The sequence below is a fragment of the Methanobrevibacter sp. genome (genome assembly GCF_045120835.1).
Lineage (GTDB): Archaea > Methanobacteriota > Methanobacteria > Methanobacteriales > Methanobacteriaceae > Methanocatella.
In genome coordinates, this window is the sequence record NZ_JBGVFE010000091.1 from 22,003 (window position 1) to 43,173 (window position 21,171).

Annotated in this window: 21 protein-coding genes; 9 read left to right on the forward strand and 12 right to left on the reverse strand. The window is 35.6% G+C overall.

Going from position 1 to position 21,171, the window contains the following annotated elements; translation table 11 throughout:
• The first annotated feature begins 180 nt into the window (after positions 1-180).
• A complete protein-coding gene (locus tag ACJMLO_RS08180; protein WP_405295702.1) occupies positions 181-537 on the forward strand; it encodes a hypothetical protein in 357 nt (118 codons plus the stop codon).
• A 15-nt stretch (positions 538-552) separates the two neighbouring features.
• Positions 553-2,208 carry a phenylalanine--tRNA ligase subunit beta gene (gene pheT / locus ACJMLO_RS08185; RefSeq protein ID WP_405295704.1) on the forward strand — a complete coding sequence of 552 codons (1,656 nt, stop codon included), beginning with the start codon at positions 553-555 and terminating at the stop codon, positions 2,206-2,208.
• Positions 2,209-2,390: 182 nt separating this feature from the next.
• On the opposite strand, the gene ACJMLO_RS08190 is transcribed toward pheT, so the two are convergent.
• From ACJMLO_RS08190 to ACJMLO_RS08200, 3 genes are read right to left on the reverse strand one after another with little or no spacing between them, the layout of a single operon-like run.
• A complete protein-coding gene (locus ACJMLO_RS08190; protein WP_405295706.1) occupies positions 2,391-2,651 on the reverse strand; it encodes a winged helix-turn-helix domain-containing protein in 261 nt (86 codons plus the stop codon).
• Between the two features lie 35 nt (positions 2,652-2,686).
• The gene (locus ACJMLO_RS08195) at positions 2,687-3,091 is read right to left on the reverse strand and encodes a secondary thiamine-phosphate synthase enzyme YjbQ (RefSeq protein WP_405295709.1); all 405 of its coding nucleotides are present in this window, start codon (positions 3,089-3,091) and stop codon (positions 2,687-2,689) included.
• A gap of 54 nt (positions 3,092-3,145) precedes the next feature.
• Positions 3,146-4,885: a NosD domain-containing protein gene (locus ACJMLO_RS08200; protein ID WP_405295711.1), complete on the reverse strand. Its 1,740-nt coding sequence runs from the start codon at positions 4,883-4,885 to the stop codon at positions 3,146-3,148.
• 395 nt (positions 4,886-5,280) lie between these two features.
• Between ACJMLO_RS08200 and ACJMLO_RS08205 the strand changes: the two genes are divergently transcribed.
• Positions 5,281-8,253: a right-handed parallel beta-helix repeat-containing protein gene (locus ACJMLO_RS08205; RefSeq protein ID WP_405295713.1), complete on the forward strand. Its 2,973-nt coding sequence runs from the start codon at positions 5,281-5,283 to the stop codon at positions 8,251-8,253.
• Between the two features lie 33 nt (positions 8,254-8,286).
• Here ACJMLO_RS08205 and ACJMLO_RS08210 read toward each other — a convergent pair whose 3' ends face one another.
• The 4 genes from ACJMLO_RS08210 to ACJMLO_RS08225 are packed head-to-tail and all read right to left on the reverse strand — an operon-like array spanning position 8,287 to position 10,678.
• Positions 8,287-8,502 (reverse strand): hypothetical protein, encoded by a 216-nt coding sequence (locus ACJMLO_RS08210; protein ID WP_405295715.1) that lies wholly within the window; start codon positions 8,500-8,502, stop codon positions 8,287-8,289.
• Positions 8,503-8,510: 8 nt separating this feature from the next.
• Positions 8,511-9,197 (reverse strand): ribose-5-phosphate isomerase RpiA, encoded by a 687-nt coding sequence (gene rpiA, locus ACJMLO_RS08215; protein WP_405295717.1) that lies wholly within the window; start codon positions 9,195-9,197, stop codon positions 8,511-8,513.
• The gene (locus tag ACJMLO_RS08220; RefSeq protein WP_405295719.1) at positions 9,197-9,634 is read right to left on the reverse strand and encodes a UPF0179 family protein; all 438 of its coding nucleotides are present in this window, start codon (positions 9,632-9,634) and stop codon (positions 9,197-9,199) included. The genes rpiA and ACJMLO_RS08220 overlap by 1 nt, the downstream gene beginning before the upstream one ends.
• Positions 9,635-10,678: an NAD(P)-dependent glycerol-1-phosphate dehydrogenase gene (locus ACJMLO_RS08225; protein ID WP_405295721.1), complete on the reverse strand. Its 1,044-nt coding sequence runs from the start codon at positions 10,676-10,678 to the stop codon at positions 9,635-9,637.
• A 142-nt stretch (positions 10,679-10,820) separates the two neighbouring features.
• Here ACJMLO_RS08225 and proS point away from each other — a divergent pair, with 142 nt between their 5' ends.
• The 3 genes from proS to thiD are packed head-to-tail and all read left to right on the forward strand — an operon-like array spanning position 10,821 to position 13,641.
• Positions 10,821-12,224 carry a proline--tRNA ligase gene (gene proS, locus ACJMLO_RS08230; RefSeq protein WP_405295723.1) on the forward strand — a complete coding sequence of 468 codons (1,404 nt, stop codon included), beginning with the start codon at positions 10,821-10,823 and terminating at the stop codon, positions 12,222-12,224.
• A 7-nt stretch (positions 12,225-12,231) separates the two neighbouring features.
• Positions 12,232-12,906: a 2-phospho-L-lactate guanylyltransferase gene (gene cofC / locus ACJMLO_RS08235; RefSeq protein ID WP_405295725.1), complete on the forward strand. Its 675-nt coding sequence runs from the start codon at positions 12,232-12,234 to the stop codon at positions 12,904-12,906.
• On the forward strand, positions 12,907-13,641 hold the full coding sequence (gene thiD, locus ACJMLO_RS08240) for a bifunctional hydroxymethylpyrimidine kinase/phosphomethylpyrimidine kinase (RefSeq protein ID WP_405295727.1): 735 nt from the start codon (positions 12,907-12,909) through the stop codon (positions 13,639-13,641).
• On the opposite strand, the gene ACJMLO_RS08245 is transcribed toward thiD, so the two are convergent.
• The 4 genes from ACJMLO_RS08245 to ACJMLO_RS08260 all read right to left on the reverse strand — a co-directional run bounded on the left by ACJMLO_RS08245 (position 13,642) and on the right by ACJMLO_RS08260 (position 17,661).
• Positions 13,642-14,394, reverse strand: a complete 753-nt coding sequence (locus ACJMLO_RS08245) for an ABC transporter ATP-binding protein (protein WP_405295729.1) — start codon at positions 14,392-14,394, stop codon at positions 13,642-13,644. It lies immediately after the preceding gene.
• Positions 14,395-14,402: 8 nt separating this feature from the next.
• On the reverse strand, positions 14,403-15,152 hold the full coding sequence (locus tag ACJMLO_RS08250) for an ABC transporter permease (protein ID WP_405295731.1): 750 nt from the start codon (positions 15,150-15,152) through the stop codon (positions 14,403-14,405).
• Between the two features lie 85 nt (positions 15,153-15,237).
• Entirely contained in the window at positions 15,238-17,373 is a 2,136-nt protein-coding gene (locus ACJMLO_RS08255; protein ID WP_405295734.1) for a heavy metal translocating P-type ATPase, read from the reverse strand.
• Between the two features lie 21 nt (positions 17,374-17,394).
• Positions 17,395-17,661 (reverse strand): DUF6110 family protein, encoded by a 267-nt coding sequence (locus ACJMLO_RS08260; protein WP_405295736.1) that lies wholly within the window; start codon positions 17,659-17,661, stop codon positions 17,395-17,397.
• 282 nt (positions 17,662-17,943) lie between these two features.
• On the opposite strand from ACJMLO_RS08260, the gene ACJMLO_RS08265 reads away from it, so the two are divergent.
• Positions 17,944-18,873 (forward strand): CPBP family intramembrane glutamic endopeptidase, encoded by a 930-nt coding sequence (locus ACJMLO_RS08265; RefSeq protein ID WP_405295738.1) that lies wholly within the window; start codon positions 17,944-17,946, stop codon positions 18,871-18,873.
• 9 nt (positions 18,874-18,882) lie between these two features.
• Here the strand turns inward: ACJMLO_RS08265 and ACJMLO_RS08270 are convergent, their stop codons facing one another.
• Positions 18,883-19,083 carry a MoaD/ThiS family protein gene (locus ACJMLO_RS08270; protein WP_405295740.1) on the reverse strand — a complete coding sequence of 67 codons (201 nt, stop codon included), beginning with the start codon at positions 19,081-19,083 and terminating at the stop codon, positions 18,883-18,885.
• A gap of 345 nt (positions 19,084-19,428) precedes the next feature.
• Between ACJMLO_RS08270 and ACJMLO_RS08275 the strand changes: the two genes are divergently transcribed.
• Positions 19,429-20,439 carry a TIGR00268 family protein gene (locus tag ACJMLO_RS08275; protein ID WP_405295742.1) on the forward strand — a complete coding sequence of 337 codons (1,011 nt, stop codon included), beginning with the start codon at positions 19,429-19,431 and terminating at the stop codon, positions 20,437-20,439.
• Between the two features lie 12 nt (positions 20,440-20,451).
• Positions 20,452-21,171, forward strand: a 720-nt coding sequence (locus tag ACJMLO_RS08280) for a HesA/MoeB/ThiF family protein (protein ID WP_405295744.1), incomplete at its 3' end; no start/stop codon positions are given.

Sequence of the window (21,171 nt, forward strand, 5' to 3'; positions counted from 1 at the left end):
GTTGTTTATTATTTAAAAAAGTAATTATAAAAAAATCTAAAAGAGAATTAATTCAAGAGTAAAATAATTTTTCAATACCAAAGCAATTTAATCGTTTCACAACAGCGATTGAATAGTTAACTATATTTAATAATAAAATCAAATTATTAATATTATCAAATATTAAAGGACTGTCAAACAATGAATTTATTATGGTTTTTTGTTGCAATTGTGCTGGCTATGAGCGATATACTACACACAACAATCATGTGGAAAGTATTCAATAACTTCTACATAATTTTGGGTGGCTTAATCCAACAGGCCACTAAAACAACTTGGCAAACATGGTTAGCTCACGAGATAATGGAAGCCGGATTTCATTTTATTGTTTTGTCAATAGTTTTCCTAAACCCGATTATAGGAATTCTAGCAGCCCTAATTCATTTTGTAATTGATGTATCCCATACCATATTGATACGCAATATGGGCGAAATAGAACATAGAGCCCTACATTTTGTAGTTGAATCTCTATTTTTCATTTTAATTTATGGATTTTAATAAGGAGTATACCAAATGCCAGTAATAACATTCAAATACCAAGATTTAAAAGATTTAGGAATCGAAATGGAAAAAGATGAGTTAATAGACACATTGCCTATGATGTCTAGCGATATCGAAGACTTTGATGATGAGGAAATCAAAGTAGAATTCTTCCCAAACCGTCCGGACAATTTGTCTGTTGAAGGAGTAGCCAGATCTTTTAAAGGATTCATTGGTCAAGAAACCGGACTTCCCGACTATAAAGTTGAGGAATCTGGCGAATATGTTACTGTCGACAGCGATGTTGCAGCAATCAGGCCATTCATCGGATTTGCAAAAATCGATGAGGTTGACTTTTCAGGCGACAAGCTAAAGTATGTAATGGATTTCCAGGAAAACCTTCACTGGGTTATTGGAAGAGACAGGAAAAAAGTGGCAATTGGTATTCATAATGCAGATGTCGTATCCGGTCCATTCAAGTATATTGCAACTCCAAAAGATGCCAATGCATTTGTTCCTTTGGAAAAAGAAAGCGAAATGACTCCTGATGAAATCTTAACCGAACATGACAAAGGTAAAGCCTATGCCCATTTAATCGAAGATTTTGATAAATATCCATTGATTTTAGATAAGGACGATAATGTTTTGTCCATGCCACCAATCATCAATGGAGAGTTGACCAAACTTAAAGAGGATACTCACAATATCATTGTTGATGTTACAGGTACTGATGAAAGAGCTGTCTACCAGGCATTAAATATCATCTGTTCCTCATTTGCTGAAGTTGGAGGTCAAATCAAGTCAATGGAAGTCAGATACGAAGACAAGACCATAGTAACTCCGGATTTAACTCCACAGGAGATGAACGTTCATGTAGATACCGCCAATGAACTGATTGGAGGAACTAGCTTAACTGCCGATGACATCAAAGAACTGTTATTTAAAGCACGCTTTGATGCTGAAATCATAAGTGACAATGAAGTAAAGGCAATCATTCCCGCCTACAGGGTAGACATCTTGCATGAGGTGGACATTGTTGAAAATATTGCAGTGCAATACCACATAAACGATGTTGTAGCAGAACTTCCCGACATCAATACAGTTGCATATGAAAACGACTGGTTTAAAGCGGAAAGTACAATTCGTGAAGTGATGATCGGCTTGGGATTCCTGGAAGTAATGAGTTTAATGCTTACAAGTGAAAAGGCACATTACGAAAATATGAATCAGGAAGAAAAGCCGCACGTCCAGGTTGCAAAACCTATTACCATTGACAGAACCATGATTAGAACCAGCCTGATTAACTCCCTGATGGAGTTTTTAGAAGACAACAAGCACGAAGACCTTCCACAAAAGATATTCGAAATTGGTGATGTGCTATACTTGGACGATACAAAAGAAAACAAAAGCGTTTCATCCAAAAAATTGGCCGGAGTAATCTGTCATTCAACTGCAAACTTTACTGAAATCAAATCCGTTGTAACAAGCCTTTTGTCAAATCTTGGATATACAATGGAAATCTCTGACAGTGAAAACAAAACATTCATTGCTGGTAGGGTGGCAGATGTTGTAGGCAATGCTCAATACGGCAGCATTAAGGGATTCTTTGGTGAGGTATCCCCTGAAGTCATAAGCAACTTCACTTTGGAATATCCGGTTATTGCATTTGAAATTGAATTTTTCAACTAATTCTTTTTCAATACCATAACTTTCTCATTTGTGTTTCCATATATGCGTAGTCACTTACTTTTGAAGGAGTGCCATAATTACTAAATAGAACTATTAGTATTATCAATAGGATAATCATAACTATTAAAATTATTGTCCATTTCTTCAATTATCAAACACCCCCCTCAAAAAACCTAAACTTTTCACTCGATAAATCTAGCTATGTGCTGACCTTTTGGGGTTAATCTGTAAACTCGATTTTTACGTTTGCTTTCATCAATACACTCAACAATGCCACAATCTTTCAATTCTCTTAAAACCTTAGATACATGGTTTGTTCTAATTCCAATATCTCCTGCCAGGTCAGTTGGAATTTTATTGCTTTCATTTAAAGACTTGATAGATTTCTGCCTATATGACGAACTGATTACATAACCATACATCTTAAGTGTCTCATCATCCATCTAAACACCATCCCTGTTCACATCTTAATAATAGTTTAGTCTCCAATTATAGTTAAACTTATGCTTCTGTTGCTTCGAGGCCCATCAAGTTCAACGAAAAAAACAGACTGCCAAGTTCCAAGGTCAAGTTTGGAATTCTTGATTGGCAGACATTCGCTTGAAGAAAGCAAAAATGATTTTAGATGTGATGAAGCGTTATTATCAATCCTATCATGAAAATAGTTAAATTCCTCTGAAATCAGATTGCCTAGACATGATTCAAAATCCTTCAGTAGCCCCGGCTCATTTTCATTTACAACAATGGCTGAAGTGGAGTGTTTTGAAAAAATAGAGATGATTCCATTATCTATATTGATCAAATCGTTGATTTGGGACGTAATGTCAATGATTTCAAATTTCTTGCTGGTGTTTAATTTCAAAGAATGTGTTTCAGTTGCCATAATAATAGTTTGAATTACAAACTATATAATAATAAAAGAAAAAAAGAAAAGAAATTATTCGTACTCTTCCTTACGCCAGTATCCGTAAATAAGCATTCCCATAATAGAAATTATACTTAATACAACAAGACCTGATGTGTCATTGATTTCTTTTGAAATCTTACTAGGAGGCACTATTTCATATGCTTTACCTTCTTGAGAAACTTCACCTTCACTGGCATCACCAGCTTCAACATTACCGTTAGTCAATGCACTTTCACCATTATCGGAAGAATCCTGATAATCTCCAGAGGCATTAGTCCCATAAACCCCAGATTTATCGGAATTTGCATAATGGGCACTATTAGAAGTTCCATCTTTTGAACCGGTACCTTTAGAAACACCTGTGTTGGAGCCGCTTGATGGTTTTGGATTAAATCCTGATGCACCGGCATTTCCTTCCGTCTTGTCTGATGTTGAGGAATCTTCATTTTCGCCTTTTTGGCCGGAAGCGGCTTTATACTTATATGTTACCGGCTTTCCACCAATGTTAACCTGAACATCATATTCCTTATCCGGATCCAAATTAGCATCAATGATTGCTTTTCCATTAACAAACTTCGCAGTGTAGGTATTTCCATCAATGTTTACAGTAGTATCGAATGTTCCAAATTCCTTAACTGCCTGACCTTGGGTATCATACATCTGAAGGCCAATACCATTTTTAACGGATATTGTTCCCATCTTCATTATTCCTGCAAGAAGCATTGGACAGACAAAGGTATTTTCATCATCAGTTGAATCAAACCAATTGTCACCTAACTTAAATACCGGCAAATCGGGATTGTTTTTAGCCTGATAACCTTCATTATGAGCTAAAACATTATATTTTACTTCTAATCTCTTTGAACTGCCTTCTTTTTCAGTCAGAAAGTGCTCACCAAAAAGCAATCCATTTCCAGATTCAAATGCTCCCAATTCATAATCGGTAATTCTGCGATTATATGTAAATGAATTGGCATTTACAATATCGGATGTGGATTGTGAATCAATAAAAATACCATTAGGGTTTTCATAAGCCCGATTATGCTTGATAATATTTCCATTAGACAGATTATACATTGAAATTCCATTAAAATCATTGTGATGAAGTGTATTATTGGTTATGTTACAATAATAAATATTGGATGTTTCAATACCTGATCTTTTATTGTATGAAATTTCATTTTGGAATATCAATGAATTTGCCACATTCTGAAGTTGGACACCATTCATGCTGGCTTTTGAAAGATGATTGTTAGTTAATTTAACCGCCTGAGCATCTCTAACTAAAATTGAGTTTTTTCCGCCAGTTATCACATTATTGCTGATTGTTACATCTCGGGTCGAGTCAACAATTATTCCATAATCGCTATTTGAGGCAATGATAGTGATTCCAGATAAAACACTACCCACTCCATTTGATGTAAAGTAAAATCCGAAAGTATTAGTTATTCCCAAGTTTTTAGCTTTAGCGCTTATTTGATTTGAAGTGTAAACTTTAGAGCCAGTCTTTGATATAATGTTAATCTTTTTATCAACCACCAATGAAATATCATTATATGCACTATCAGTAAACTCGAAAGTATCCCCCTCAATAGCCCTATCAAACATCATCTGAATCTCATCATTTTTCAAATCAGAGGTTATTTGATAATTTGTATTTTCACCAGTAGCCGTTTCATTAGCTTGACACTCATCAGTTGCACTTACAGCCGAAACCATAAACAAACTAATTAAGCATATGAACAAAATATTTAAAAATTTTTTATTCATATCTCTCTCCTCGATATATACTTATAATCAATACAGTACTTTAATCAATGCAAAATCACTTATTAAACATAATCATATGAACTTAATTAACTATTGAGAAAAATTAATTAGTTAAATAGCATTTAGGAAATGCTGAATTCATCGAAGTAATTTTACTTTAATATTGATTATACATTAAAGTATTTATTTAGCATCACTATATAAATTTTGTTAAAATTTAACCAAAAAAAAGAAAAATAAACAATCGATTAGTGCTTTAACATTTCTTAACAATGTTATATATCATATTAAAGACATTTCAATTTAAATATGATAAAAAATACAATATATAATTAGTTGCTTATCGATTTTTTTTATGAATAAGCAATGATTAAATTTTAATGAAGAGTGAAATAATGAATAAAAATAACTTAATATTAGCTATATTATTAGTTTTTGTTGTAATTATAAGCTCAAGTGCAGTATTTGCTGAAGAAATTTCAGATACTGATTCATTACAACAAACTGATGATGTATCAACAATCAGTCAAGGTGACGATGAAAAGTTATCAGCACAACATACTATTAACGCAGGTTCAAGCAGCTCTGAGATACAAGATACAATAAATAGTATGTCCGATGGTGATACATTAAACTTCGAAGAGGGAACATATACTGACATCTGCATTTATATCAACAAAAACATTACTGTAAACGGTAATGGTGCAAAATTAGTCGGATATGACAATCCTTCAATAAATAACACTCCAGAAATAATCTACAAACCAACAAATGAAAGTGGATATGCAATTGCAAACCTTGCAACACTATACATTGTTAAAACTACTGGAGTTACAATTAACGGATTGACAATCATAGGCGGTGCAAACAGTTCCTCAACATATTCCAATGCATTAGTCTATGCAATGAATTCAGATAACATGACATTTAACAACAATGTTTTGGATGGATCTTCATGGGGATTGTATTTACAATATTGTAATGATGGTAAAATAACTAAAAACACAATTCAAAATCAGGAAGTGACCGGAATTCTAAACTTCGGTTCAGCCAGAACACAAATTGAACAAAATAAGATTATCAATGCTAAAAATCACGGTATCGACGTTAGACATGGAACCGGACCAAATGTACAGGTAATTAACAATACCATAATCGCTTCAAAAGAAGGAATTTACCTAATGCACTCAAAAGGACACACCGCAGCAAACAACACATTGATAAACTGTACAATCAGTTCCATTTCATGTTACGGTTCATCCAACATAAAAATTAACGGAAATAAAATGCAAAAATCCAGAATCGGCGTTTTATTAGGCGGAGGATATTCAGACATTACCATAGGTGAAAACACCTTCGCATTAGACAACTTACCATATCCACCAACATTCGTATATTATGTCGCTGAAGCAAAATCAGACTACCAAAGCGCTACAAACATGATGGGTACTTTTAGTGACATGTCCAGCTACTCACCAAACTATGTTGCATATACCGGAATTGATGCTCCTAAAGACATTTCAATTGATTACGATACAATCTTGAAAAAGACCGGAACCGAATGGAATGTTGTTGAAGGGGCTACCAGCGACAATATTCAAACCATGATAAACGGCATGTCAGATGGGGATTCATTAGTATTCACCAAAAATGCAGTTTATAACGACATCTGCATTTACACAGATAAGAACATCAAAATTTTCGGAAACAATGCTACTTTAGTAGGATGTGTAGTATCCAATTTCTCACAGACAACCTACCTAAATAATGTTCCAGCAAAAGTTAAATCAGCAACTGCTGAGGGAGGATATGCAGTGGGATACAATGCAGTGCTATACGTTTTAAACACAACCGGCGTTGTTGTAAGTGATTTGAATATCATAGGACAGTACCCTAAATATGACACTACAAAAGTAAACGCCAATACAAATGAATATAAAACCGCAGGAATCTATGCAGAATCAAACAAAAAATTAGTTATAACCGGATGTGACGTTACTGGCGCATCATGGGGTATTTTCGAACAATACTCTTCCGACAGCATCATCAGTAAAAACACCGTACATGATGTATACACTACCGGTATTATGAACTTTGGTTCCCCTAATGCAATTATTGTAGAAAATACAGTTTCAAACGCCGTTAACCATGGTATCGATACAAGACACGGAACCGGACCTAATGTAACCATTGCATTCAACACAATTACTGGTTCCAAAGAAGGTATTTACCTTATGCATTCAAAAGGACACACAGTTTACAACAATACCATCAAAGATTCAAAAATTAGCGGAATTACTGCATACGGATCTGGAAATGAAGTAATATTCAACAACACAATTACAGGAAGCAGAATCGGTATTCTCCTCGGTGGCGGATACTACAATGTAACCATAGGAACAAATTCATATAAACTGGACTCATTACCTTTCCCACCGACATTCGTAACCTACCTTGCAAGAGCTGACAACAAATATCAGTCAGCAGATAATGTAATCAGAACCTATTCCGATAAGGAAAGTGTTACCCTTAACGCAGATGATGTTTCAGCAGGATACAAAAAAGGAAACCTGAATGTAACTTTAATTGACCAAAACGGAAAAGCAATAGCCAAACAGAATATTATAGCAAACATTGACGGAGTCAATTATACTGCTACAACTGATGAAAAAGGTATTGCAAGCATTCCATTGGATTTAACTGCAGGCAATTACACCGCAAAAATTTCATATGCCGGAAATGATAACTATGCATCTGCAAATGGAAATGCAACAGTTACAGTTACTGATGATAGAACCTCTGCCACATTAACTGCACCTGAAAAATCAGTCTATCTGCAAGAAATTGAAAAAGGTTCATCCTACAAGGTTACACTTAAAGCAGGATCTACTCCATTAGCAAGTAAAGAAATTGTTGTTAACTTAAATGGTGTTGATTACAAAGCAATTACCGATGCAAATGGTGTTGCTACTGTAACCCTTAAGGCTACTGCAACAGGTTCTTTAAAGGCTACAGTTACTTTCGATGGTGACGATGCATACAAAGCAGCAACTGCAACTGCAACTGTAAAAATCACCAAAGAAGCAAGTAAACTTACTGCTAAAAAGAAAACATTCAAGGCTAAAAAGAAAACCAAAAAATATGCAGTTACCTTAAAATCCAAATCAGGTAAAGCTATCGCAAATGCAAAAGTTACCATTAAAGTTAAAGGTAAAACCTTTAAAGCAACTACAAACGCAAAAGGTAAAGCTACATTTAAGATTACCAAATTGACTAAAAAAGGAACTTACAAATCTACAGTCAGCTTTGCAGGTAACGCATACTTCGATAAAGTAGCTAAAAAAGTAAAAATAACAGTTAAAAAATAAGAGATTTAATAAATCTCTTTTAATTTTCTTTTTTTAATAATATTTCTTTCTGCGGTCCACAGCAGTGTAAATAATGAATAAACCTAGGATAATTATCACAATTTGCGGAAATATTGCCGCAACGATTGCCGGAATTATCCCTAATGTCGCAAGCAACCATAATACACCATAAAATACAATCATGGCTCCCAGAACAATGGCTGCCTTGTAAATCAAATCTTTCATATCAGGAATATCAAAAATAGGCACATTATCACCTATAACTCTTTAGTACCTTCAGGAGTTCCAACAATTACCTTATCGACCATCTGTGAGAATATTCCGTTCTCCACAACGCCTGGAATGGTATTCAAGTCAATTTCCAGATGTGCAGGAGAATCTATCTTTTCAAATTTGGCATCGATTACAAAGTTGCCGTTATCTGTTATTACCGGACCGTCTTTTCTTTGAGCCATTCTAATCTCACAAGTTGCCCCCATATCTTCCAGTTCTTTGATGACTCTGCGTGATGCATCAGGAAGCACTTCAACAGGGACTGGAAAATCACCTAACTCCTCAACAACTTTGGATTCATCAACAATGACAATGAATTTATCTGCAGCATAATCGACAATCTTTTCTTTGGTATGGGCGGCTCCCCCTCCTTTGATTAGATTGAACTCGGAGTCGACCTCATCTGCTCCGTCAACTGACAAGTCAATGTCATGCTCTTCAAGGGTTGTTATTGGAATGTTGCATTCCTTTGCCTTTAATAATGACTGGAATGATGTTGGAATTCCCATGACATTAATTCCCTCATCGGCAATTCTCATTCCTACTTTTTCGATGAAATAATGGGTTGTTGAACCTGTTCCAAGTCCCAAAACCATTCCATCTTCAACATATTCTGCAGCCTTGTAGCCTGCATTCCTTTTACTTGAATCATTACTGCTAGCATTTTTCACTATACCACGAACCCTAAAGTAAGTTTATTAAGTTTTAAACCTTTTTTGCATTCCTCTTTATGTTTACCAAGATTTTCCAACACGATGCATTTGTCGTCTTCAATCAATCCGTCAGGAAAACACAAGTCATGGAAATCACATTTCTCATCACAGTCGGGAGCATTAAATGTGAATGTTGAACCTTCAAAGATGTTTTTGGAAGTGGTCAATACATCTATTTTAGCCCTGTCAATTTCAACAGGAATTACAGCCCCACCAGAATGAATCGGACATTTCTGTTCATTTTCCTTCACGTCAGTAACCACATATTTCCTGTTTAATTCCAAGTTTCCAACGCAAGATGATTTAAATCTGCAGTTTTCACATTCATCAGCAGGACCTAAAAAAACAAATTCCTGACCTTCTTTTGCTAAATCTTTACCTATCAATGTAATCATTTAAATCACCTCTGTCTTATGAGCCAATTCATAGGCGGCTTCTTTAGAAATTCCGTTGTCTCCCAAGATAGTATATCTCTCAGGCCTGATTTTATGAGCCATCACCAATGCCTCGATAATATCATCATCTGCAATATTCAATTCCTTTGCAGTTGTTGGAGCCTGTACTGATTTTAAAGCTTCCCTAATTGCTTTCCAATCTCCACCATGAAGATACATCATCATTATTGTTCCAATACCGCACTGCTCACCGTGAAGGGCAGGCCTGTCTAAAATCTTGTCCAGCGCATGTGAGAAGAGATGTTCAGATCCGCTTGCCGGACGACTGGAACCTGCAATGCTTATTGCCATTCCTCCGCTGAACAGGGATTTCATAACTATTCTTGCACTAGGCTCAAGATTGGGCTTGATATTGGCAATATTGTCAGTAATCAGATGAGCAGACATTATTGACAATGCTGCAGCGGACTCTGAAAATGACTCATTTTTCAATCTATGCGCCAATTCCCAATCCTTAATAGCAGTAAAGTTTGCAATCAAATCGGCACATCCTGCAGCAAGCAATCTGAATGGTGACTGTGCGAGGATTTCAGAATCTGCAATTACAGCTATCGGGGAGTGTGCATTAACAGATATTGAAGTATTAGGATTTTTTATTGATGCCATAGGAGATACAATACCGTCATGTGAAGCGGTTGTTGGCATGGAAACAAAATATACGCCCTGATTATATGAAGAGAGTTTAGCCACATCAATAACTTTACCTCCGCCAATGCCTAAAACAGTAGTATCCGGTGTAATGTATTGTTCAACTTCAGATATTGAATCTTCAGACGCATTGTTAACTTTTACAACATCATATTCAATATCCTCTTTTTCAAGGCTTTCGATTACAGGTACTGCACCTACATCATATGTATGAGACCCTGTAACGATTAAAATCTTTTTGTCTAAATGCAGAGATTTACAAATCTCACCAGTGTCTTTTATAATACCCGGATCGATGTAAACTTCACGAGGCATTTGTATTTTCCTATTGCTCATAATATCTCCTGAATTAAATTATACATTACTTATATATGTAAATGATAATTATAAATAACTTTCTTAATGATTGTTTAAATCAAATAATTTAATACTTATTAAAAACAGATAATTTAATATTATAAAAATTATTCTAGGTGATATGGTGGAAAATTTTGACGAATGGTTTCATGACATTTTAGAACAAGCAGACATTACTGATTCAAGATATCCTATTAAGGGAATGGCAGTTTGGAGACCATACGGTTTTCAGATAAGAAAACACTCAATGAACATTATTAAAAAATTATTGGATAAGGACCATGAAGAAGTACTGTTCCCAATGCTTGTTCCTGAAACTGAGCTTGCAAAGGAAGGTATTCACGTTAAGGGATTTGAGGATGAAGTATACTGGGTTACAAAAGGTGGGCAAACTGACTTAAACGAACACCTTGCCCTAAGGCCAACCAGTGAAACTGCAATCTATCCTATGTATTCCCTTTGGATTAGGACACACATCGATCTTCCAATTAAGATGTATCAGATTGTAAACACATTCAGATATGAAACAAAACACACAAGGCCTTTAATCAGAGTAAGGGAAATTACTACTTTTAAAGAAGCACATACCGCCCATGCAACAAAAGAGGAATCCGACAAGCAGATTCAGGACTTCATTGAAATGTATAAGGAATTCTTTGATGATTTGGGAATCCCATATCTGATATCAAAAAGACCTGAATGGGACAAGTTCCCAGGCTCTGACTACACAATGGCCTTCGACGTTATAATGCCAAACGGTAAAACCCTGCAGATTGGTACAATCCATAATTTAGGCCAGACTTTTGCCAAAACTTTCGATATAACCTTTGAAGATAAGGACGGAGAACATAAACTTGTTTATCAAACCTGTGCAGGAGTATCAGATAGAGTTATCGCATCAGTCATTGGAATCCATGGAGATGACAAAGGTTTGCGCCTGCCGCCAAAAGTATCACCTAACCAAGTAACAATAATCCCAATCTTATTTAAAAAAGGAAAGGAAGAGGTCTTGGCAAAATGCTCAGAAATTAAGGACATCCTTGAATCCAACGGCCTAAGAGTCAATATTGATGACAGAGACATCAGACCGGGCAAGAAATTCAATGATTGGGAATTGAAGGGAACTCCAATAAAACTTGAATTGGGACCTCGTGATTTGGAAAACAACATTACAATAGCAATGAGAAGGGACGAAGAAGAGAAAATTGAAATACCTTTGGATGATTCATTGGCTGACAACATCATTGAACTTCTAGACAAATCATCCGAAAGCCTATCTGCCCAGGCATTGGCTTTCCAGGAAGAACATGTCAAATTTGCAGAAAGTTTGGATGAAATTCCAGAATTAATAGAATCCGGAAATGTTGTTAAATTCCTGTGGTGCGGAGATGAAGATGTCGGCCATGAAATTGAAGAAAAAACCGGTTATGACGTCTTGGGCATTCAGGAAGAAGTGTCCGAAGGCAAATGCATAGCCAGCGGAAAAGATGCCAAATACGTTGCCCTAATAGCTAAAACATACTAGTGATACTATGGATAACATTCATGCAATAATACCTGTTACTACATTCAAAAATGCAAAAACAAGATTATCCCCTTTTCTATCCGATGAAGAAAGGGAAAAACTCTTGAAAGTGATGCTTCATGACGTTACCGATGCTTTAAAAAGACACGTTGATAAAATATTAATCATCAGCCGTGACGAAGATGTTTTAAGCTATGCAAAAAGTCTGAATGTAGAAACCGTTCTGGAAAATGAAAATTCCAATTTAAACAAGGCACTGACCCAGGCAATGAAATACTGCAAAGGGAAGACCAGAAAAATCATGATCGTTCCAAGCGATGTTCCCCTGATTGGAAAAACCAATGTCAAAATGGTAATCGATGCTGCAAAAAGTCTGGACTTTATCATTGTCCCATCAAAAGGGGGCGGAACAAACATGATAATTATGAAACCTATGGCCATCCGCACCCGCTATGAAGGGTTCAGCTATAAGGAGCATGTCAATATTGCCGAAAAGAAGAAACTGAATCCGCAGGTTCATGATTCATTCTTCATGGCATTGGACGTGAATACCACTGAAGATTTGGGAGAAATCATGATTCATGGTGAAAAGACACACACAAGACAATACCTGAAAGAATTAAAGGTCAATGTTGAATCTTTCCGTGGAAGCGAACGTTTGAAGGTTACACGAGCTGATTAGATGATTGTGATGAGCATTGCCGGCGTGGACCCGTCAGGAGGTGCCGGGGTTTTTGCCGATTTAAAGACATTTCAGGCAATTGGCGTTTATGGAACCGGTATCGTAACTGCCCTAACTTCTCAAAATCCATATAAGTTCTTTTCAACACTTCCAGTCAGTGAAGAATATATATGTGAACAGATTGATTCCGTAATGGATTCCTATGATGTGGAATTCATTAAAACCGGAATGTTATACTCACCAGAAATCATCAAATCAGTTTCAAAAAAGATTAAAGAGTATAATCTAAAGGCAGTTGTTGACCCGGTAATGGTTGCAACATCAGGTGGAGACCTGACTAAAGAGGATTTGGCAAACGCCTTAAATAAATACCTGCTTCCCCAAGCTGTTTTAACAACACCGAATATCTCAGAAGCCGAAAAATTAACAAAGTTAAAAATAAATTCAAAAGAAGATGCAGCAGCCGCTTCGCATAAAATTAAATGCGACAGTCTAATCACCGGAGGCCATTTGGATGGCATAAACACCATCAATATTGATGGGGAAGTTTCAACAGTAAAACAAGAATTAATCAAAACCGATAATCTTCATGGAACCGGATGCAACTTATCAGCGGCCATAACCGCATATCTGGCAAAAAATAATGATTTAAATACTTCCATTTTAAATGCTCTGGATTATGTCTATGAAGGAATAAAAAATGGAAATTATGGGACATTAATAGCCAAATTATAACTATTCTCCCATATCTAATTTTTCTACAATTGATTCTTGAAGTGTAATGAATTCTTCTGAATCCCTTTTTCTTGGTCTTTCAATATCCACTTCAACGATATTGTCAATTCTTCCAGGATTTTTACCCATGATAACAATTTTATCCGCCAGATATACTGCTTCATCAACATCGTGAGTTACAAAAACTATTGTGTTTTCAAATCTTTTCCAAACCCCAATCAGCTGTTCTTGAAGCCTGTGCCTGTTTTGCATATCCAATGCAGAAAATGGCTCATCCATGAGCAGGATTGGTGAATGATTAAGCAGGGACCTGATTATTGCAACCCTTTGCTTCATACCCCCTGAAAGTTCATGAGGGTAGCTATCCTTAAAGTCAATCAGGCCAACACTGGTCAGGTATCTCTCGGCAGCCGCAATATTTTCCTCTTTTGTACCCTGTTTTGTCATCTCAAGACCAAATGTTACATTCTGCAGTACAGTTAACCATGGGAATAATGAATATTGTTGGAAAATTACTGCCCGATCACCTGATGGTTCCTTAACAACTTCACCATTTGCAATAATCTCTCCGGAACTTGGATGATCAAGACCTGCAATCAATCTTAATAGAGTGGTTTTGCCACAACCTGAAGGGCCTAAAAGACAAACTAATTCTCCGTCATCAATAGTTAGATTAATATCTTCTAAAACTGATAGTTGATCTGTTTTTTTACTTTTAAATGATTTGTTAATATCTTTCACTTCAATGGACATATCAACACCTACCAGAATATCCTCTCTTGCGCTTTAGTAAATACAAAATCAAAGACAATACCAATTAACCCAATGTCCAACATTCCAACAACGGTCGTACCTGGGTCAAATAAACTAGTTGCTGTTAAAATCATATAACCTAAACCACTACTTGAACCTACCATTTCAGCTGAAATTGTACACATCAAAGCTATACCTATTCCAACTTTCAGTCCTGATACAATATATGGAACTGTTGAAGGCAGAATAACTCTTCTTAAAACGTTCCAATCACTTGCACCCAAAGTCTGGGCAGATTCTATTAAAACCTTATCAGTCCTTTTAACTCCATCAATTGTATAAACCAATATTGGGAATACGCATCCCATAAAAATAATGAATACTGCAGGAAACATACCAATTCCAAACCATAATATTGAAAACGGAATCCAAGCAACAGGAGGAATTGGCCTTAAGACACTGATAACCAAGGTTGCAATATCCTCCAAGGTTTTGTACCACCCAAGCAGAATACCTAATGGAATAGCAACAATTGCTGCTAAAATTAAACCACCAAATACCTTGTATAATGTATCTAAAGTATTTGTAAGAAGTTTTCCACTTAATATTAATGTCCAGGCAGATTCACAAACTGTAATAGGACCAGGCAATATGTATGGATTTACAATACCTAATCCCTCAGTAATTAAATACCAGAAAACAATCAAACAGATTGGTAAAATTAATGGAATAAATTTATTCTTATAATTTTCAAACATTACATCACTTAATAATTTTTATACACTAATAAGTATTGCATTAATAGTATAAAAACTTTAAAAAAAATCAAATAAAAAAGAAAAATTATGAAGCATCAGCCACTTCAATAGCTTCTACTTCAATATTATCATCACCTAAAACAGATTTCGTACTCATCGCACCAAATACCATGGTAGATAAATTATGTATCATTGATGATGTTGACGGCGGGATTACACCCAGCACTCCCATAACCAAGAGTGAGCCATTTACCGCAACAATATTGCGATAGTTGGTGTTGATCTTATCAAGCATTCCAACGCTTAGCTTTCTTAAGGTAACAAGGTCATACAAATCATCAGACAGCAATGATATGTCCGCCACTTCACGGGCAATGTCTGATGAATGCTTCATTGAAACGGATACATCAGCCGCAGCAAGGGCAGGCGAATCGTTTATGCCATCACCAACCATGATTACGGTTTTGCCTTCCTCTTTCAGTTCTTCGACAATCCTTGACTTATCCTCTGGAAGTACCTGCGAACGATATTGTGATATTCCAAGCGCTTCAGCACCTGCCTTAGCACCGCTTTCGCTATCTCCGGTAAGCATTATTATATTTTCAATACCCAATGCCTTTAGCTCCTGAATTACATATTTCGCTTCATTCCTAACCGGATCATCAATACAGATAAGGCCTTCAAGTTTTCCATCAATAGCCAAATAGACCACAGAATGCTTTGATGATTTTTCCGCTATTTTTTTCTCTTGGGTTTTGGTTACTTTGACCTTCTCATCATCAAACAGGAAATGTCCAGATCCAATTACCGCACGTTTGCCGTCATATTCCGTTACAATTCCATGGGCCACAATATATTCAACTTCGCTGTGGTCCTCTTCATGTTTGAGACCTTCCTTTTCGGCCTGTTTTACAATGGCTGTAGCTATACTGTGTGCGAAATGCTCTTCGATACATGCGGCCATCCTTAAAATCTCATCACGCTTGTATCTTCTTGACATTGGAATGACTTCAACAACCTTTGGTGTTGCTTTAGTTAATGTTCCTGTTTTGTCAAATACGATTGTATCGGCATTTGCATAGGCTTCAAGGAATTTGCCTCCCTTAACCATCATCCTGTTGTCTGATGCTTCGCGCATTGCAGATATTATTGATAGAGGTGTTGTCAATTTAATTGCACATGAGAAATCGACCATAAGCACGGATAATGCCTTTGTTGAATTTCTTGTAATCAGATATGTCAGGGCTGTTGCCAGGAAACTATATGGAACAATGGAATCGGCCAATTTTTCAGCCTTGCTTTGAGTTTCAGCTTTCAGTTCCTCGGAATTTTCAATCAGATCAATGATCTTATTCAATCTTGTTTCCTTGTTCATAGAATAGACTTCAACAGTAATGTTTCCTTCTTCCATAACTGTTCCAGCATGTACAGTTTTTCCAAAAGTTTTGTGAACTGCCAACGGTTCTCCAGTCATTGAAGCTTCATTAACCATACCTTCGCCGTCAACTACTTTTCCATCCACAGGAATGACATCACCCATGTGAACCTTGATTTTATCTCCTTTCTTAATATCCATAGCGGAAACTTGCTCTTCAGTTCCATCCTCTCCGACTACCCAGACTGTATCAATATTTAAAGCCAAACTGTCTTTTAAAGTATTTTTAGCTTTTTGTACTGTATAATCTTCTAAAGCGTCGGAGATTGACAATAAGAACATCATGGAACTTGCAGGCTGATATTGCCTTTGCATCAAAGCACCGGCAACTGCAGCACCATCAAGCAAAGCCACATCTACACGGAAGCTTGTCAGACTGTCCAAACCTTCCCAGACATATCTCATAGCATGATAAATGGTTAATGCATTTTTAATCGGCATCGGCAAAAACCATCTTCCAAGCAACCTGCGGGAAATCATTTTTGACAATTTTAAGTAAAAGTCGTCTGTAATTTCTCTTGAAAGCTGAGTCTGTGTTGGTTCGGCCTCAACCAAATCATCCAAGGTGATTCCGTTTAAGATGTCTAAAATCTTCTGCCTGTTTTCAACATCTCCATCATAGTATATAATGATACTGCCGTTTCTGTGAGATGTGAAAACCTCATCGATAAAATCATGATTTAAAAGTAATGAAGCGAGGCCATAGCCTTCCTCTTTAGTGAAAGCCCATTGGCCGGCACGGACCCTTAAGCGAGACCCACCATCATGCATTACTTGATACTTCATTTTCATCACAAAAAATAGTGCTTATTCTTTTGATTCGACATAGATTTCTTTTTTGGTATCAGCGTTTGCATCTACAACAATATCTTCAGCATTTTCTCTCATGTCTTGAAAAGCTTCTTCAGCATCTTTTTTAGCTGAGATTACTGTTGCCATTCCCCTGGTTGCTGCATCTTTAAAAGCTTGTGATTCTATTACTTTTTTACCAATAATGGCTGTTGCAACACCTGCTGCAAAAATTAATGCATGTTTATGTTCTACACACTGTTTAATAATATCATTACGTTTCATTTTTATACCATCCTTTTTTAATTTTTAATTCCCCGAAACAAAAACTTTCAAGAAATAACCTAAAATTTATAATTGAATTTTTCTTAAACAATGAATTGGACATTAAACAACCAAATTTGTCTCCCTTATTGAATGCCAACTCCCTGTCAAAACACAATCTCCATTTTTTAGGTATGACTAAATTTGTTGATAATATTATATAAATATTTTGGAATGCCTAAATTTTTGATAGATACAGTTAAATACAATTAACTAAAAACAATTTTAAAAAAAGGTGGAAATATGAATATTTACAAAAAGTTTTTCTCAAAAATAGGATTCAATTACCTTATATTGGGAGTGTTGGCACTTATTTGCCAGATAATAGTTTTAAATATATTCAATATGATCCATCCACAATATTTAAATGACATTAATTTCATAAGCACATTGTCATCAATCTGCAATTACATTCTACCATTTCCAATCTTTTACTGGTTAATGAAAAAAATAGATGACGTCAAAGTTGAAAAGACCAAGGTTAATGTCAAAACTTTTATCCTATACATTGGAATTACCCTGACACTGATGTGGATAGGCAACATCATCGGACTGATCATTACCTACCTCCTTAGTTCAGGTCTGCAAAGCAATATTGCAAATCCCGTTCAGGAATTAATAAACAGTGCAGACATTTGGTTTAATCTGCTGGTAATTAGCATAATGGCTCCGATATTTGAAGAAATATTATTCAGAAAATTGTTAATAGACCGGACAATCAAATATGGTGCAAAAGTGTCCATAATACTTTCGGCAGTCATATTTGCACTATTTCATGGAAACCTGAACCAATTCTTCTATGCCCTTTTGATGGGTGGATTTTTAGCATACGTTTACATAAAAACCGGAAAGATAATCTACACAATAATACTGCACCTAATCGTTAACCTAATGGGATCAGTGGTGAGTATAGTCATTGCAAACTCTGCTGCATCCCTACAAAGCAGCTTCAACCTATTCGATTTTGGAATTCTTCTGATTTATGTGCTCATCATATTCTCATCATTAATTATTGGCATATACGGATTTTCAAAATTCAAAAAAGCAAGATTCAATGGAAAGAAAACGGAAATTGCACTTAAAAATCCAATTAAAACAATGTTTTTAAATTATGGGATGGTATGTTTTATGGCATTTTTTGCTTTTGAGATAATCTATCAGGTTTTGGGATAGTCCAATAGTTCAACCGCCATATATTATCTGCACCAACTGAATCTCATCACCGTCATCAATAATGCTGTCCTCAATTGTCAATTCCCCATTCTGCTTTGCAACTATAGTTTGAGCAGACAATCCCAAATCATTTAACAAATCCTGTACGGTATAATTTTCAGTTAATTCACGTGATTCATTTATGTCTTTAAACTTTAACTTGAAGTTCATTTTACCACCAACCTCTTTTTTTAACAATTGTTATAATTTTCATTTGATTTAAATTTTATGATTTTTGACAGAACTGCAAAAAATTTCAAAAACTCTGCAAAGTGAATAAAATAACAAAGTATTTATATGTGAAATAACATTATTGATATTATTGGAAAAAATAACTATTGTTATATTTTCCATAGCTCGGGTGAAAACAAAACAACCAATTGTTTTTTTGTCTCCAAAACGTAAAAATATATAAAACACAGAAATATTAATTGAGTGAAATAACTCCTAAATATAAAAAAACTCAATAAAACAGAAGAGCATCTCTGATGCTCTTAACATTTTTAAAGGGATATCATGGACTTAGAGGATAAGATAAATATTGTCAAAAATATTTTAAAGGACAGAAAGGTGGCCATTGGATTTTCAGGAGGGGCCGACTCAACACTGATGGCTTACTTATCTTCAAAAGTTGCAAAAGACACCTTAGCCATTACAATAAATAACCATCTGTTTCCAACAGGATTTATTGAAAATACCAAAAGAGTTACTCAATCCTTTGGAATAAAGCATGAAGTTATAGATATTGATTTTTATGAAGACTCCTACTTCCTGTCCAATGACCCCCGCAGATGTTATACCTGCAGGAATCTAATGTATTCTAAAATAAAGGAATCGGCCACCCAAAAAGGATTTGATTTCATTTGTGATGGAAACAACATTAGTGATCTGGTAATCGACAGGCCAGGAATACTTGTTACATATGGCAAAGGATTTGAAACCCCATTCATCGAAGCCAAATTGGATTCAAAGGAAATCCATGAATATCTGAATGAAAACGATATCCCCTATTCCAGATCAACAACCTGCCTTGCAACCAGAATCCCCACTAATACAAAAACTACAAAAGATAAAATTGACAGAATTAACAACTGTGAAGACTATATCCTATCAAAAACGGATTGTGAAATTGTCAAAGTTAGGGATTTTAATAGCTATTGTATAGTTGAGGTGGACAGGATTGATAAAATTGTTGAAGAGGATAAATTTAAGCTCATCAACAATGAATTAAAATCACAAGGTTTTGAAAAAGTCACATTAAATTTATCGGAAATTGATGATAACGAGTACATCAGTATCGAGTATGCGGAAGATTCATTTTCATATAAACTTCCTTTTACAATAAACCTTGAAGATACAAAAAAACAGATTGATGATGAAATCCTATCAATTGATGAGGAAAAAATAGAGCTGAATAACTTAATCATTAATGAAAATGGACTGATTAAGGGAAATGACTATAAAACTTATGAAGATGCGCTTGATGCATTTATGGAAATACTGCCAAAATTAAGAAGAAATATTTAAAGGTGAGATAATATGCCAACAAGATACATTGGTGATGGATACTGGGAAATTGCTTCCCGTCAAATGAGTATAGTAACTAAAAGCGAACAGCAAAGGTTTAAAGATGCAAAAATCACAGTCATCGGCTGTGGAGGAATTGGTGGAGAGACTATTGAAATGCTTGCAAGAATGGGTATTGGCGAGCTCGTACTGGTCGATAAAGATGCATTTGATCTGTCAAACCTAAACAGACAAACATTGGCATCCATAGCAGATTTGGGTCTTGACAAAAGTGCCGTTGCCGCTGAAAAGGTAAGATTAATTAACCCTTATGTCAAAGTAACCACCTTCAACGAGCATGTTGATCAAACTAACATTGATAAAGTCATAGGGGATTCGGATATCGTAATTGATGCACTTGACAACGTTCTGACAAGAGTTATCGTTTCAAGGACCGCAAAGGAAAAGGGAATCCCTTACGTCCACGGGGCAATTCACGGCACATTAGGTCAAATCACAGTATTTTTACCCAACAGTGACAAGACATATGAGGAAATGTTCAATTTGCCTTCAATAGGAAAAGAATTAACAGAAGAAACTGTTGAAGCTTTGAAAAATGTAACTTCAGGTGTTCCACCAGTAATTGGACCTACACCAAATCTGATTGGTTGTCTTGAAGCGTTTGAAGCTTATAAAATTATTACTGGAGTAGGCAAGGTTACCGTCGCTCCAAAAATATTGACATTCGATTTA

Coding starts and splice junctions, on each gene's coding strand:
- ACJMLO_RS08180 (WP_405295702.1), top strand. CDS start 181: ATGAATTTATTATGGTTTTTTGTTGCAATTGTGCTGGCTATGAGCGAT.
- ACJMLO_RS08190 (WP_405295706.1), bottom strand. CDS start 2,651: ATGGATGATGAGACACTTAAGATGTATGGTTATGTAATCAGTTCGTCA.
- pheT (WP_405295704.1), top strand. CDS start 553: ATGCCAGTAATAACATTCAAATACCAAGATTTAAAAGATTTAGGAATC.
- ACJMLO_RS08260 (WP_405295736.1), bottom strand. CDS start 17,661: ATGAAACGTAATGATATTATTAAACAGTGTGTAGAACATAAACATGCA.
- ACJMLO_RS08205 (WP_405295713.1), top strand. CDS start 5,281: ATGAATAAAAATAACTTAATATTAGCTATATTATTAGTTTTTGTTGTA.
- ACJMLO_RS08250 (WP_405295731.1), bottom strand. CDS start 15,152: ATGTTTGAAAATTATAAGAATAAATTTATTCCATTAATTTTACCAATC.
- ACJMLO_RS08255 (WP_405295734.1), bottom strand. CDS start 17,373: ATGAAGTATCAAGTAATGCATGATGGTGGGTCTCGCTTAAGGGTCCGT.
- ACJMLO_RS08245 (WP_405295729.1), bottom strand. CDS start 14,394: ATGTCCATTGAAGTGAAAGATATTAACAAATCATTTAAAAGTAAAAAA.
- ACJMLO_RS08265 (WP_405295738.1), top strand. CDS start 17,944: ATGAATATTTACAAAAAGTTTTTCTCAAAAATAGGATTCAATTACCTT.
- ACJMLO_RS08225 (WP_405295721.1), bottom strand. CDS start 10,678: ATGAGCAATAGGAAAATACAAATGCCTCGTGAAGTTTACATCGATCCG.
- proS (WP_405295723.1), top strand. CDS start 10,821: ATGGTGGAAAATTTTGACGAATGGTTTCATGACATTTTAGAACAAGCA.
- ACJMLO_RS08200 (WP_405295711.1), bottom strand. CDS start 4,885: ATGAATAAAAAATTTTTAAATATTTTGTTCATATGCTTAATTAGTTTG.
- ACJMLO_RS08270 (WP_405295740.1), bottom strand. CDS start 19,083: ATGAACTTCAAGTTAAAGTTTAAAGACATAAATGAATCACGTGAATTA.
- ACJMLO_RS08195 (WP_405295709.1), bottom strand. CDS start 3,091: ATGGCAACTGAAACACATTCTTTGAAATTAAACACCAGCAAGAAATTT.
- thiD (WP_405295727.1), top strand. CDS start 12,907: ATGATTGTGATGAGCATTGCCGGCGTGGACCCGTCAGGAGGTGCCGGG.
- cofC (WP_405295725.1), top strand. CDS start 12,232: ATGGATAACATTCATGCAATAATACCTGTTACTACATTCAAAAATGCA.
- ACJMLO_RS08220 (WP_405295719.1), bottom strand. CDS start 9,634: ATGATTACATTGATAGGTAAAGATTTAGCAAAAGAAGGTCAGGAATTT.
- ACJMLO_RS08275 (WP_405295742.1), top strand. CDS start 19,429: ATGGACTTAGAGGATAAGATAAATATTGTCAAAAATATTTTAAAGGAC.